The organism is Actinoplanes solisilvae (assembly GCF_003999975.1).
GTDB classification, from domain to species: Bacteria; Actinomycetota; Actinomycetes; order Mycobacteriales; family Micromonosporaceae; genus Actinoplanes; species Actinoplanes solisilvae.
The window spans coordinates 26,419-39,156 of the sequence record NZ_RJAC01000004.1 but is presented as its reverse complement, the minus strand read 5'-3'; the positions used below and the strand labels follow the sequence as shown (position 1 = coordinate 39,156).

Annotated in this window: 13 protein-coding genes; 6 read left to right on the top strand and 7 right to left on the bottom strand. The window is 70.9% G+C overall.

Annotated features, from left to right (window positions below; genetic code table 11):
* Positions 1–87 precede the first annotated feature (87 nt).
* Both EER30_RS13525 and EER30_RS13520 read right to left on the bottom strand, forming a co-directional pair.
* Positions 88–672 (bottom strand): hypothetical protein, encoded by a 585-nt coding sequence (locus EER30_RS13525; protein WP_127500777.1) that lies wholly within the window; start codon positions 670–672, stop codon positions 88–90.
* Positions 673–699: 27 nt separating this feature from the next.
* Complete coding sequence (locus EER30_RS13520; RefSeq protein ID WP_127500776.1) at positions 700–1,143, bottom strand: hypothetical protein; 444 nt, start codon at positions 1,141–1,143, stop codon at positions 700–702.
* Positions 1,144–1,372: 229 nt separating this feature from the next.
* Between EER30_RS13520 and EER30_RS13515 the strand changes: the two genes are divergently transcribed.
* The 5 genes from EER30_RS13515 to EER30_RS13495 all read left to right on the top strand — a co-directional run bounded on the left by EER30_RS13515 (position 1,373) and on the right by EER30_RS13495 (position 6,162).
* Positions 1,373–3,100, top strand: a complete 1,728-nt coding sequence (locus EER30_RS13515) for a sensor histidine kinase (RefSeq protein WP_164842315.1) — start codon at positions 1,373–1,375, stop codon at positions 3,098–3,100.
* Positions 3,097–3,759 carry a response regulator transcription factor gene (locus EER30_RS13510; RefSeq protein ID WP_127500774.1) on the top strand — a complete coding sequence of 221 codons (663 nt, stop codon included), beginning with the start codon at positions 3,097–3,099 and terminating at the stop codon, positions 3,757–3,759. Before EER30_RS13515 ends, EER30_RS13510 begins: the two co-directional genes overlap by 4 nt.
* 65 nt (positions 3,760–3,824) lie before the next feature.
* The gene (locus EER30_RS13505) at positions 3,825–4,607 is read left to right on the top strand and encodes an ABC transporter ATP-binding protein (protein ID WP_240669999.1); all 783 of its coding nucleotides are present in this window, start codon (positions 3,825–3,827) and stop codon (positions 4,605–4,607) included.
* A complete protein-coding gene (locus EER30_RS13500) occupies positions 4,604–5,365 on the top strand; it encodes an ABC transporter permease (protein ID WP_127500772.1) in 762 nt (253 codons plus the stop codon). Before EER30_RS13505 ends, EER30_RS13500 begins: the two co-directional genes overlap by 4 nt.
* A 14-nt stretch (positions 5,366–5,379) precedes the next feature.
* Complete coding sequence (locus EER30_RS13495) at positions 5,380–6,162, top strand: MerR family transcriptional regulator (RefSeq protein ID WP_127500771.1); 783 nt, start codon at positions 5,380–5,382, stop codon at positions 6,160–6,162.
* Between the two features lie 51 nt (positions 6,163–6,213).
* Here the strand turns inward: EER30_RS13495 and EER30_RS13490 are convergent, their stop codons facing one another.
* Positions 6,214–7,431 (bottom strand): hypothetical protein, encoded by a 1,218-nt coding sequence (locus tag EER30_RS13490; RefSeq protein ID WP_127500770.1) that lies wholly within the window; start codon positions 7,429–7,431, stop codon positions 6,214–6,216.
* Between the two features lie 30 nt (positions 7,432–7,461).
* On the opposite strand from EER30_RS13490, the gene EER30_RS13485 reads away from it, so the two are divergent.
* Entirely contained in the window at positions 7,462–8,187 is a 726-nt protein-coding gene (locus tag EER30_RS13485; RefSeq protein WP_127500769.1) for a lysophospholipid acyltransferase family protein, read from the top strand.
* Here EER30_RS13485 and EER30_RS13480 read toward each other — a convergent pair.
* The 4 genes from EER30_RS13480 to EER30_RS13465 all read right to left on the bottom strand — a co-directional run bounded on the left by EER30_RS13480 (position 8,171) and on the right by EER30_RS13465 (position 11,742).
* On the bottom strand, positions 8,171–8,857 hold the full coding sequence (locus EER30_RS13480) for an anti-sigma factor family protein (protein ID WP_127500768.1): 687 nt from the start codon (positions 8,855–8,857) through the stop codon (positions 8,171–8,173). The genes EER30_RS13485 and EER30_RS13480 overlap by 17 nt on opposite strands.
* Complete coding sequence (locus EER30_RS13475; protein ID WP_127500767.1) at positions 8,857–9,390, bottom strand: sigma-70 family RNA polymerase sigma factor; 534 nt, start codon at positions 9,388–9,390, stop codon at positions 8,857–8,859. The genes EER30_RS13480 and EER30_RS13475 overlap by 1 nt, the downstream gene beginning before the upstream one ends.
* 87 nt (positions 9,391–9,477) lie before the next feature.
* Positions 9,478–11,478 carry a YncE family protein gene (locus EER30_RS13470; protein WP_127500766.1) on the bottom strand — a complete coding sequence of 667 codons (2,001 nt, stop codon included), beginning with the start codon at positions 11,476–11,478 and terminating at the stop codon, positions 9,478–9,480.
* 42 nt (positions 11,479–11,520) lie between these two features.
* The gene (locus EER30_RS13465) at positions 11,521–11,742 is read right to left on the bottom strand and encodes a hypothetical protein (RefSeq protein WP_127500765.1); all 222 of its coding nucleotides are present in this window, start codon (positions 11,740–11,742) and stop codon (positions 11,521–11,523) included.
* Positions 11,743–12,738 lie beyond the last annotated feature (996 nt).

Below are 12,738 nucleotides of genomic sequence, written 5' to 3'. Positions count from 1 at the left end.
CCGCGAGCGGCAAGGTGCTGTGCCACTTCACCGACCCGACCGCCGAGCCGGACGTGCGGTTCCGGCCGGCGGCCCCGTAGCGCGCTGTCACCGGTCGCGGTCCTTGAGGACGACCCGGCGGGCGACGCTCACCCGCTCGACGCCGTCGGGCAGGGCCGTCCAGCTCTTGTTGTCGCCGTCGCCGCCGGTGGCCGGGCCGTTGCCGCGAAGCACGGCGCCGGCCCCCGCGTCGGCCACGACCAGCAGCAGTTTGAACGCGGCGCGGTCGTGCTCGTCGTGGCCGACCCACAGCGGGCCGCAGTCGGCACTCGTACGGGAGATCTGGCACTTCGCCGCCTGCACGATGACCGGGCCGCCCAGCTCGTTCTGGTAGGCCAGCCACAGCGAGTGGCCCTTCGGCAGGGCCTTGCGCAGTTCGACGGCGACCTCCTGCGGCCGGTCGATCCGCGCCCCGTCCGACGGGGACGTGATCACCGCGAGGGGTTTGTCGATCTCGTCGAGCGAGATCTGATACCGGATGATCAGGCCGGAGGTGACGCACAGGGCGACGACCACCAGCGCGATCAGCACCCGGAACGACGTGGACCTGACCTTGAGGACGGGGAGCTGGTTGACGAGCCAGCTCACGACGGCCGCGACGAGAATGCCGCCGGCACAGACGATGATTTCCACGCCGATGCTCCTTTCCGGCCGGGAATGTCAGGCCGGGGAAATAGTGGTCTCGACGTCCAGGGAGAATTGCCGGCCGGCGCATTTCTCGTCGGCCCACTCCTCCATCCGGATGCGCACCGGGAACTTCTTGGTGGACCGCGCCGGGACGACGAGTTCCGCGGTGGGCTCGACGACCCGCACCGCCCACTCGGGGCACCCGCCGTCGGTCGCCTTGTTGCCGCCCTTGATGGCGTCGACCCGTACCGCGAAGTCGTTGTCGTTGCTGATCACGGCGTTGACCGTGCCGCTCTTGCCGGGCACCAGGCCCGCCACCGCGCCGGTGATCTTCACGGTCGGTTCGGCCGCCTTCGCCGTCTCGACGCCGACCGCCGTGCGGCGCGTCCAGGAGTAGGCCGCGAACGCGGCACCACTGATCAGCAGCACGAGCACGACGGCCGCCGCCACGATGGTCGATCGCATCCTGTTCCGCATGTCGATCCTCCTTTTCCCTAGCGTGAATTCATTGTGGAAGCGCGCCGGGAAATGGGCCATGTAGGTAAACAGGGAATGTCTATGGTGGATGCGCCCGTCCCCCGAACGGTGGTTTCCGGGGCGTCGGCCGGTGGGCACGGTGGACGGACGTGGTTTCCCACGGGACAACACCGGGAAGGCACTGTTCCCGCTGCCGCCCGGCGCCGAGCACGATGCGGAGGTGCAACCGGTGTACCTTCTCGACCGCACCCCGCGGGCGCTGCACCCGGCCGCCCTGCCGGTGCTGATCGCCGTCGTCGTCGGGGTGATCCCGCTGCCGGCCGCCTGGCCCTACTGGGTCGGCCATCCGATCCCGGCCGTCCTGGCCGTGCTGCTGTCGGGTTCGCTGGCCGGCGCCGGGCTGTTGCTGGCCCAGCGCGCCGGCAGTCCCCGTACCGGCCTGTTGCTCCTGGCCGCCTCGGTGCTCTTCGCGATCGGCTGGGTGCTGGCCCGCGACACCGGCGCCTACCCGCTCATCGGCGAATACACCCAGTCGGTGTTCTTCCTCGCGTTGGGCGCCGGCATCCTGCTGCACGGCCGGGCAAGGTTCGACCGCTGGTACGAGTGGGCCTGGACGATCGAGGCGTTCGTCATCCTGATCTTCTCGCAGACCGCGATCTGCCTGACCGTCGCCCCCGAACGCCTCGGCTACTCGCCCGACGTGCTCTGGTTCAACCTCGACGTCCCCGAACGGATCGGCTCGGCGGTCACCGAGGCCGGAGCCATCTCGTACGTCGTCCTCGCGCTCACGTTCGTGTGGGTGCTGGTCCTGCAGCAACGGCGGCCGGGCCCGCGCAACAGCACCGCCATGCTCGTGGTCAGCGCCATTTTCGCGGTGACAGCGGCGGTCGTCCAATACCCGATCATGGGTACGGACAGCTCGGTGCCGGCGATCATGGCGGCGCGTGGCGCGCAGGGCACGACGGCGATCATCCTGCCGCTGACGCTGTTCGCCGGGGCGCTGCGCTCGGCGTGGCTCGAGAACAGGGTCGCCGCCCAGCTCCTGACGCTGATCGGCCACGCCACCCCGGAATCGGTGCGGTCGGGTCTACGCGTCGTGCTGCGCGACCCGGAGCTCGAGGTCTGGTACTGGATTCCCGGCGCGGCCGCATTCGTCGACACGGCCGGGCGCCTGCGACGCACGGCTTCCGGCCTGCAGATCCGTACGCCCGGGGGTGGGCCTTTGGCGGTCTGCGCCCTCAGCACCGCGCAGGCGGAGCACGACCCGACCGTACGGATCGCGCTGGAAGCCTCGTCGTCGGCGTTGCAGGCCGTACAACTGCAGCTCGTGCACGCCGAGGAGATGCGCGACATCCAGGACCGGCTGATGGCCGCCGAGGACGACGGCCGCAAGGAACTCGCCCGCGACCTGCACGACGGTGTGCAGCAGGAACTCGCCGCACTGCGCCTGCAACTGGTCGGGCTGCTCGGGCAGGTGCCGCCGGGCGCCACCCTCGAACGGCTGGCCGACTGCAACGACCGGGTCGTCGCCGTCATCGAACAGGTCCGCTCGATCAGCCGCGGCCTGCACCCGACATCCCTCGCGCATGACGGGTTGGCCGGCGCGCTCGAGGAGGCGGCCGAGGGGTTCGGGCGGCGGATCCGGCTCGACGTGCCCGCCCGGCGGTTCGCCCCGCGCATCGAGCTCGCGATGTACTACATCCTCAGCGAAGCCCTGACCAACGTGATGAAACACGCTCAGGCCGAGTCGGTTCACGTACGGGTCGACGTGCGCGACGACGCGATCATCGGCGAGGTCGTCGACGACGGGCGGGGCGGGGCCACCGTCACGCTCGGTGGTGGGCTGCACGGCGTCGAGGACCGGGTGCGGGCCCTGCGCGGCCGCCTCGAACTGGCCAGCCGCAACGGGCACGGCACGCGGCTCACCGTCACCATCCCGCTGATCGGAGCAGCATGAGGATCGCGATCGCCGACGACCACGCCATCTTCCGTACGGCCGTCGCCCGATGCCTGCGCGACAGCGGCTTCGAGGTGCTCGTCGACGCGGCCACGGGCGCCGAGCTCGTCACCGGCGTACGCCGTCACTCGGTCGACGTGGCGATCATCGACGTCAAACTCTCCGAGGACGCCGACGACGAAGGAATCGCGGTGGCCCGTACGGTCAAGAAGGAGAGCCCGGGGACGGCGATCCTCATGCTCTCGGCCGAGACCGCGACCACGCAGGCGATCCAGTTGCTGCGCGACTTCGAGACCGGCATCGGCTACCTGCGCAAGGACGAGGTCGACATCGTCTCGCTCGGCCCCCAGCTGACCCGGCTCGTCGCGGGCGAACCGGTGCTGGGCCGCTCGATCGCCAGCCGCCTGCTGCGCCCGGCCCGCCGCGACAGCGCGCTCGACTCCCTGACCCGCCAGGAGACCGAGGTGCTGAAGCTGATGGCCGAGGGCTACTCGAACATGGGGATCGCGGGCCGGCTGTCGCTGACCGAACGCACCATCGAGGACCACGCGGGCCGCATCTTCGACAAGCTGGGCATCAGCCTCTCCGCGGGGGAGGGCCGCGCCACGACGAACAAGCGGGTCCTGGCCGTGCTGACCTGGCTGCGGCTCGCCTCGTAGCGGAACCGGGGTCTCGGCGCGCGGGCTTGACCCTGACGCAGCGTCAACCCTCCATGCTGCCGTGCATGAATACTTCACCGGCGACCGACCGGGCCGAAGGCGCAGTGATTCACGTGCGCGGCCTCGAGAAGTCGTACAAAGAATTGAAGGTGTTGCGCGGCGTCGACGTCGACGTGGCCCGGGGCAGCATCTTCGCTCTGCTCGGGTCGAACGGGGCCGGCAAGACCACCCTGGTGAGAATCCTGTCCACCCTGCTCAAGGCCGACGGCGGCCGCGCGGAGGTCAACGGTTTCGACGTGACGACGCGGGCCGCCGACGTCCGTGAGTCGATCAGCCTGACCGGCCAGTTCGCGGCGGTCGACGAGATCCTCACCGGGCGGGAGAACCTCACCCTGGTCGCCCGGCTGCGGCACCTCAAGGACGCCGGCCCGATCGCCGACCGCCTGTTGCGCCGCTTCTCGCTGACCGACGCGGGCGGGCGCCGCGTGGCGACGTACTCCGGGGGGATGCGGCGCCGGCTGGACATCGCGATGAGCCTGATCGGGGATCCCCCGGTCATCTTCCTGGACGAGCCGACCACCGGGCTGGACCCGGAGGCGCGCCTGGAGGTCTGGTCGGCGGTCCAGGAACTCGCCGCGGGCGGCACGACCGTCCTGCTGACCACGCAGTACCTCGACGAGGCCGAGCACCTCGCGGACCGGATCGCGATCCTGCACGAGGGCCGGATCATCGTGAACGGCACCCTTGCCGAGCTCAAGCGCCTGCTGCCCCCGGCCAAGGTCGAGTACGTCGAGAAGCAGCCCACCCTCGAGGACGTCTTCCTGAGCCTGGTCGGAGAACAGCGATGAACAAGCACTTCCTCGGTGACACGGCCGTACTGCTGGGCCGCTCGCTGCGCCACATCGCGCGCAGCCCCGACACCATCATCACCACGGTGATCACGCCGATCGCCATGCTGCTGCTGTTCGTCTACGTCCTGGGCGGGGCGATCCAGGCCGGCACCGGCTCGTACGTGAACTACCTGCTGCCCGGCATCCTGATCATCACGATCGCCTCGGGGATCTCCTACACGGCGTACCGGCTCTTCACCGATCGGCAGGGCGGGATCTTCGAACGGTTCCAGTCCATGCCGATCGCCCGGGCCGCCGTGCTGTGGGCGCACGTCCTGACGTCGCTGGTCGCCAACCTGATCTCGGTCGTCGTGGTCGTGCTGGTCGCCCTGGCGATGGGCTTCCGCTCCGGCGCGGGCGTGCTCGACTGGCTCGCCGTCGCCGGCATCCTGGTCCTGTTCACCTTGGCGCTGACCTGGCTCGCGGTCATCCCGGGACTTGCCGCGAGTTCGGTGGACGGCGCGAGTGCGTTCGCCTATCCGCTGATCTTCCTGCCGTTCATCAGCTCGGCTTTCGTGCCCACCGCGTCGATGCCGGGACCGGTCCGCGCGTTCGCCGAGAACCAGCCGGTGACCTCCATCGTCAACACCCTGCGAGCGCTGTTCACCGAGCAGCCGGTCGGCACCGGCATCTGGACCGCTCTCGCCTGGTGCGCGGGTCTGCTGGTGGTGGCCGTTACCTTCGCCGGCACCACCTACCGTCGCCGGGTCAGCTGAGCCAGGATCGAAGCATGCTGACCATCGGGCAGTTGGCCTCGTACGCGGGTGTGACGGTGCGGGCGGTGCGGCACTACCACCAGATCGGACTGCTGCCCGAGCCGGAACGTGACGCCTCGGGCTACCGCAAGTACGGCGCGCCGGCCCTCGTGTCACTCATCAAGATCCGTACGCTCGCCGACGCCGGCGTGCCTTTGACGCAGATCTCCCGGATGCTCGAGGCCGACGAGGCGACCCTGGCCGAGACGGTGGAGCAGATCGACGCACGCCTCCGCGGTGAGATCGAACGGCTGGAGGCCAGTCGCAAGCAGGTCCGGCAGCTCACGGCCGGAGACAGCCTGGTGCTTCCGGCGGAGGTCGTCGCCTATCTCGATCGGCTCCGGGCGATCGGGACGTCCGAACGGATGCTGGCCGGCGAGCGGGACGGGTGGATCCTCATGGCGGCCCGCTGGCCCGACGAGGTGCTCACCTGGGTTCCGGACAAGATCGCGCAGCTCGAGGACCCCAGGGTCGTCCGGCTGTATCAGGTGTTGTCGCAACTCATGGAGAGCCAGGAGGTCGACGAACCGCTCGCGGAGGAGGCCATCGACATCATGGTCGAGTTCGCGGAGGAGTGGGAGGCGGCCGGGCTCGACCTCGCCGGGACGGGCCAGGACGACACGTCGTTCGCCCTGCTCGACGATCTGGCCGACGCCGCCGACCAGCGGGCCGGGTGGCTACGCGACCGCATGCGCCAACGAGGCTGGGACGGCTGGACCCGCATGAAACGGCTGGAGAAACCGGCCGGCTCAACGTGAAATCTGCTCGGCTGCCGTCATGCCGACACCGGATGACGTGTACGAGAACGGTCACTTGCGGCGCATCGTGTAGTGCAGCACCAGGAACGGCAGCCCGAACAGCGAGAACGCGTGCTCGGCCCGCAACGATCCGTTCTCCACATAGACGTCGAGCTGTTCGGCGAAGCCGTGCACGGCCAAAGTGGTGAGCTCCCCCGTCGCCGGGTCGATGTAGCTCAGGTAGTGCCCCGGGTGCGCGAGCGAACTGCGGCTGGTCAGCACGAGCCCGCCCCCGGCCCGCGGCAACGGCAGCAGCGTGGCCGTGAAGTTGCCCTGCGGCACCGGGAACCCGACGCTGACGTAGCCGCGCCCCTCGTACCGGTAGGTCGTGTAGATGCCCACATAGATCGGCTCGTCGGTGTCCGCGAACGACCGGATCCACCCGCGTACGCTTTCCGCGCCGCTGGAGATCGTGTCGATGCGGCTGCGGACGCCGCGCAGGGTCTCGCGCTGGTTCATCGGCACGTTCGCCTGGCCCAGCGGCCGCGCCACCAGCGTGCGATAGAGCAGATAGCCCGGCCGCACCCAGGGCCGCCACACCGGCACGATGTCGAGCCGGAACCGGGTCGTCCGCTCGTAGAACTCGCGCACCAGCGGGTCCACGCCGCCCGGGTCGAACCGCGGCCCGGCCAGATCGTCGAGCGACCCGACGATCCCCACGTCCGGCACGTCGGCCCGATAGTCGCCGCCCAGCACCTCGGCCAGCTCCCGCACATACCCGGTGCCGACGTACCGGCCTCGCGCCGCGAGCGGAACCACGAACGGCAGCTCCGCAGCCGGAACCTGCGTGGCCAGCAGATCGACCTGCGGTTCGCGGAACACCATCGCGGACAGCACCCGGAAACCCACCACCGCGCCCGCCGCCACGACCGCCGGTGACGCGCGCCGACCCACCAGCCCGGCGACCGCCCCGACGACCGGCCCGAGCGCCACCTTCTGCGGCCGCAACCCGAGAGCCCCCGCCACCGATCCCGCGACCAGACCGACTGTCGCCGGCTTCAGGAACCGTCCCGCGGCCCACCCCGCCGGCGCCGCAAGCGCCCCGCTCATCACGACCCGCGACCACCACGCCGGAATCTCCCCCGGCTTCTGCCGCACCCGCGCCACCGCGTCGGTAGCGGCGAGCAGGAAAGCCCCCGCCGCCGCGCCCCGGCGCCCGGCCAGCGCCGCACCGGCCAAGGCTCCCACCAGCCCGGCGAAAAGCAACCCCGACTGCCTCTGGCTCGTCATCGCCGCAGGCTACCCGTTTACACTTCGGCCGTGCTCCGGCTCTTCTCGGTCGCCTACTGGGCGTTCATCGCCCTCAGTTGCGTCGTCTTCTTCGTGGTCGCGGCCGTCGTGTGGGCGGTGACCCTCCCGTTCGACCGGCGGCGCGTCGTCCTGCACCTCTACTCGTCGGCGTGGGCGTCGTTCTACGTCTACGTCAACCCGTTGTGGCGTCTGCGGGTCACCGGCCGCGATCGGGTGCCGTGGCGGGGTCCGGCCGTCCTGGTCGCCAACCACGCGTCGCTCATCGACATCCTCGTGCTGTTCGCCCTGTTCCGCCCGTTCAAATGGGTGTCCAAGGAAGAGATCTTCAAGGTCCCGCTGATCGGCTGGAACATGCGGCTCAACGACTACGTGCCCCTCAAGCGCGGCAGCGGCGCCTCGGTGCGCGAGATGATGGCCCACTGCGACCGCCTGCTCGCCGCCGGATCGTCCGTGATCATCTTCCCCGAGGGCCGGCGCACGCCCGACGGTCAGCTCCAGGCCTTCAAGAACGGCGCTTTCGAGCTTTCCGTACGTCACCACGCGCCGATCATCCCCGTCGCCGTCCACGGCACCCGGGCCGCGCTCCCCCGCCACGGACTGATCCTGCGCGACCACGTCGACGCGCACGTACGGGTGCTCCCGCCCCTCGACCCGGCCGACTACCCCGACGTCGGGGCCCTGCGCGACGCGGCCCGCGCGGCGATCGAAGCCGACCTGCTCAAACCGGCACGGTGACCAGCGGCCGCCCGGCGAACGTCTCCACCTGCACCGCCGCCACATCGGCCGGGGCGACCAGCGCCGACCCGTCGACGGTCCCGCCCTCGGCGGCCGCCTTCTCCGAGATCAGCCAGCTTCCGGCCTCCCGCCGCGAACCGTCCTTGGCCAGCACGTAGAGGCGGCACTGCTCCCCCGCCGCGACCCCGCTCACCGCGGCGTGCACCCGCACCCACCCGGCGGCCGGAATCACCGACGCCGTCATCGTGGCACCGGTGGCCGCGTCCGTGGCGGTCGCCGTGCGAGTTCCAGCCGGTTGACTGGCCTGCGCCGTCGGGGGCGCGTCAGGCGCCGTCCCCCGCCCCAGCAGCGTTCCACCGCCCAGCACCACCACGGCAGCAGCGGCGGCAGCGGCCACCCACACCGTACGGCGCCGGCGGTCGTCACGAACCCGCTCGCCGCGCACCTGCTTGAGGGTGCGCTGCAACAGCAGGTCACCGCCCGCGGGCGGCCCGTCGAGCAGCGCCTCGGGCGGCAGCTCCCCCAGGGCCGACTCCATCTCGCGCAGCTCGTCGACCTCGCGGCGGCACCTCTCGCACCCGTCGAGATGCCCGCGCACCGTGTCGCGTTCACCGTCGTCGAGCACGCCCAGGACGTACGCGCCGAGCAGCTCGTTCTCGTGCTCGCTCATCACGCCGCCCCTTCCACGACGACCGGTCTTTCGGTCATCGCCTCCCGCAGCCGCCGCAACGCGTAATAGCTGCGCGACTTCACGGTTCCCGCGGGCACCCCGAGTGATTCGGCGGCCTCGTCGACCGTACGGCCCTGGAAGTAGATGGCCTTGAGCACTTCCTGGTGCTCGTCCGAGAGCTTCTCCATCGCGCCGAGCACGACCATCGAGTCGACGACCTGGTCGGCGTGGTCCTTGGCGACCGGGGTGCTGCTGATCGTCTCGGCGACCTCGGCCGGGCGGGCCTGACGGGCGCGGTGCCGGTCGATCGCGATGTTGCGGGTGATCGTGAACAGGTAACCCCGTACGGAGCCCTTGTCGTTGGTCAGGGCCTCCGGGTTGCGCCAGGCCCTGATCAGGGTCTCCTGCACCACGTCCTCGCCGAGGGCGCGATCACCCATCAGGCGCGTGGCGTAGGCCAGCAGTGCCCCGCCGTGCTCGTTGAAGAGCTGGCGGATCAACACCTCGTCGGTGCCGCTCTCCCGCCTTCGCACGCTGCTTCGCTCCCCGCCTCGCCCGTTCCCCTTCAGGTGATCATGCCGGATACCGCTTCCACCAGGGCAATCACTCGTTCGGGCAGATCACCCGACCCGCAGCACGGACACGGTGTCGTCCCGGCCGTTCGTCACATAGGCGAACCGTCCGTCCGCCGAGACGGCCATCGCGCGCGGACTGTTGCCGACCGCGACCGTGGCCGTGACCTTGCGCGCCTGCGGATCGAGAACCGAGACCGAATCGCCCGCCTCATTGACCACGTACGCATGGCGGCTGTCCATCGCATAGGCGGCGGCCTGCGGTTTGTCGCCCACCGGCAACGACCCGCGGCGTTCGAGCGTGACCGCGTCGATCAGGTCGGCGGCGTCCGCGTCGAAACAGGCCACCACGACCGTACGCCCGTCAGGCGCGACGGCGAGGCTGTGCGGGGACCGGCTGACCGGGATCGACCGCAGCCGCCGATCGTCACGCGTGTCGATGACCGAGACCGTGCTCGACTCGTGATCGGGTGTGAAAGCGCGCTCCCCGGCGGCGTCGAACGAGACCGCGTGCGGGTTCTCGGGCACGAACACGCGCCCGTCAGGTTTCAGGTCGCCCGCACCGAAGATCTCGACGTTGCGCCCGCCGTGAATAGGCACCCACAGCCGGCCGTCAGGAGCGACCGAGAGGGCGTACGGCTGCACGCCCGTGCTGAGGTTGCGCTCGACCTGACGGGTGCGGGCGTTGACAACGGCCACCCCGCTGCCGCTGAGGTCGTTCTCGTACATCGAGACGAAAACACGCTGCCCGTCCCGCGAGACGGCCACGAAACGCGGGGTGTTGCGAAGCGTGACCGGCACGACGGCTTTCGACGCCAAGTCGACGACGGACAGGATGCGCGAGCTCTGGTTGGCGACGTAGAGGGTGCGGCCGTCCGGCGAGACCGCGACGCCCTCGGGCTCGTCCCCGACCTTGATCGTCCCCTCGACGACCGGCTTGTCCCGGCTGGCTGGCGGGGCGGCTGCAGCACCCGGCGTTGTTCCCTCGGTCGGCGGCGCGGTCGTTTCGGCCGACGGCGCTGATCCGTCGGCCGGCGGTACGGCTCCCTGGTCGCTTGGCGCTGGTGCCCCCGCCGGTTCCTTCTCCTGCGGCGCGGAGTTCCCGACCGCTTGCGAGTCGGGTGATTTGTCGCCGTTGAGGGTGACGGCGGCGGCGATACCGGTCCCCGCGAGAAGCACGACGGCGGTCGCGGCGGCGAGGAGCAGCCCTTTCCCGCGACGACCCGCGGCCGGCATCCGGGTCGTCGCGGTCAGCGGTGATCGGGGGCTGCTCGGCCCGGTCAGGGCGCTCGGCCCGGTCAGGGCGCTCGGCCCGGTCAGGGCGCTCGGCCCGGTCAGGGCGCTCGGCCCGGTCAGGGCGCTCGGCCCGGTCAGGGCGCTCGGCCCGGTCAGGGCGCTCGGCCTAGCTTCGGCGGGCCCGTCGCCTGTCGGTCCGGTGGCGATATGTCCGGTGACCGGCAGGTCGGCCGCTCCCGCCACCCCGTTGAGCGACACCATCCCCGTCAGCGGGCCATCCCCCGGCAGCCAGGCCACCTGAAGCTGATCACCGGCGATCCGCGCCCGCAGGCCGGTCCCCGTGACCCGAAGCTCCGACGCCAGGGCCATCGGCGGCCCCGTGATCTTCACTGCCGCCACCAGCTGGGGCGTTCCCGGCGAGACAGGCCCGAAGTCGACCCGCGCGGGCTCGAGCCCGACCGACGTGGCCCGCAGGGCTTCCTCGGCCACTACCGCGACTTCCCGGCTGTCATCGGTCACCAGCCGCCCGAGCGCTGCACGGGCAGCCACGGCCGCGTCCCGGTCCGGCCCGGCAGCCCGCTCCCGCAGCTCCACGATCTGCGTCAGACCCGGCCCGTTCTCCCCCGTGCCGGACGGGCCGTTCTCTTGATCGTCCGGCACGGCGGTCCGCGTGAACCAGAGCTTCGGTTCCGCCCCGTCGTCCGGCACGTCGACGTCGGCGGGCCAGCCCTCGTGATCCACGCTGTCGGGCCGGTCGGTGGCGCTCGTCTCGGTGTTGCCTCCGGCAGTGGCCGGCAGGTCGTCCGCAGTCATCTGTTACCGCGTCCTCTCCCGGGGCAGCCGGCCGGCCTCCGGTCAGTCGACCGGGGTGCGCCGCAGCTCCAGCACCGGGGCGATGTGTCCCGGCGGCAGAGCGGAGACCGGCTCCGCGCCCAGTTCTCGTCGCAAGCGCCTCGCCGTGCGCCGCCACCTCAGCTCGTCATCGTCGGCCGGGCCCTCGATGAAGGCCTCCGGTGGCAGCGCGGCGAGCGCTGCCAGCAATCGCCCGTCATCCCACATGCGCGGTGGTACGGACATCACGACCGCCCGGTTCAATCCGCGGGCGGCTGTCCACCGCCTGAGGCCCAAACGCCGTCCAGCGCCGACCGGTTCACGGCCCGTTCTTGTCAGAGGGTCCGTCCAGTCCAGAGAGCTTTGCCGCGGAGGTCTGCCCTCAGCTATCCCGGGTCGGGGACTCGGCCCGGGTCGGGCATCCGCTTTCCGTGGCCGGTCACGGCGGCAGTGTGGTCACCGAGGCTTGCCAGGCGGGCCGGCGTCGTGGTGCAGCATGGTGCCGCCCGGTTGCGCTGACAAGCAGTCAAGCCGGACGACAGTTCCCAAGTTCAGGAATACAGGCCCCTCCCCGTCCATGATCGTTCCGAGATCCTGGTTTCAGGCCCCTGGAACGCGATCGAGGCCCCTGCCTCAAGGATCAGCTCAACGATCAAGCCGGGCAGAGCCCTGCTTCCTGGTTTAGGCACGGCGGCGAACCCAACCGGTCACCGCGACCGGCCGCACCACTGCGGCACCACGACGGCAACCGGCCTGGACAGCCTGCGCGACCGACCAGTCACCGCGACCGGCCGTCACGGGCGAGGCGGTCTGGGCCCGAGGCAACGGCCGCGCGAACCAGATGCCTGCACCGGGCCTCCAGGGCAGACCTCGACCCCGGAGGCTCTCCAGGTTGAAACCGAACACCTGACCTCCTACGCAGCTCCCTCGCCGGCCCAGGTCATCGCCCACACCAACATCTACTGACCCTTCCAGACCGCCCCCGGCCGCGCCGCCGTGGCAACAGCAAAGGCGCTCACCTTCACCCGAGCCGAGTGATCAGGCGTCCGCCGTGAACCCCGGCAGCCCGCAGCCCGTGCCCGCGCGGGCGGCTCACCGCCGCGCCAGACGGTTTGCCCGCTGCGTCGCGGCCGCTTTCATGCTCTTGCGGCATCGCGGCGGCGGAGATCGCGGCGCGTGGCGCAGGACACGTGTGCCACGGCCACGCAACCCTCGGCCGCGATGAAGTTCTTCCGAGTTGGT

Excerpts from the sequence above, each read along its gene's own strand:
- EER30_RS13505 (WP_240669999.1), top strand. The coding sequence starts at position 3,825 with ATGAATACTTCACCGGCGACCGACCGGGCCGAAGGCGCAGTGATTCAC.
- EER30_RS13490 (WP_127500770.1), bottom strand. The coding sequence starts at position 7,431 with ATGACGAGCCAGAGGCAGTCGGGGTTGCTTTTCGCCGGGCTGGTGGGA.
- EER30_RS13495 (WP_127500771.1), top strand. The coding sequence starts at position 5,380 with ATGCTGACCATCGGGCAGTTGGCCTCGTACGCGGGTGTGACGGTGCGG.
- EER30_RS13480 (WP_127500768.1), bottom strand. The coding sequence starts at position 8,857 with ATGAGCGAGCACGAGAACGAGCTGCTCGGCGCGTACGTCCTGGGCGTG.
- EER30_RS13500 (WP_127500772.1), top strand. The coding sequence starts at position 4,604 with ATGAACAAGCACTTCCTCGGTGACACGGCCGTACTGCTGGGCCGCTCG.
- EER30_RS13470 (WP_127500766.1), bottom strand. The coding sequence starts at position 11,478 with ATGACTGCGGACGACCTGCCGGCCACTGCCGGAGGCAACACCGAGACG.
- EER30_RS13510 (WP_127500774.1), top strand. The coding sequence starts at position 3,097 with ATGAGGATCGCGATCGCCGACGACCACGCCATCTTCCGTACGGCCGTC.
- EER30_RS13465 (WP_127500765.1), bottom strand. The coding sequence starts at position 11,742 with ATGTCCGTACCACCGCGCATGTGGGATGACGGGCGATTGCTGGCAGCG.
- EER30_RS13520 (WP_127500776.1), bottom strand. The coding sequence starts at position 1,143 with ATGCGGAACAGGATGCGATCGACCATCGTGGCGGCGGCCGTCGTGCTC.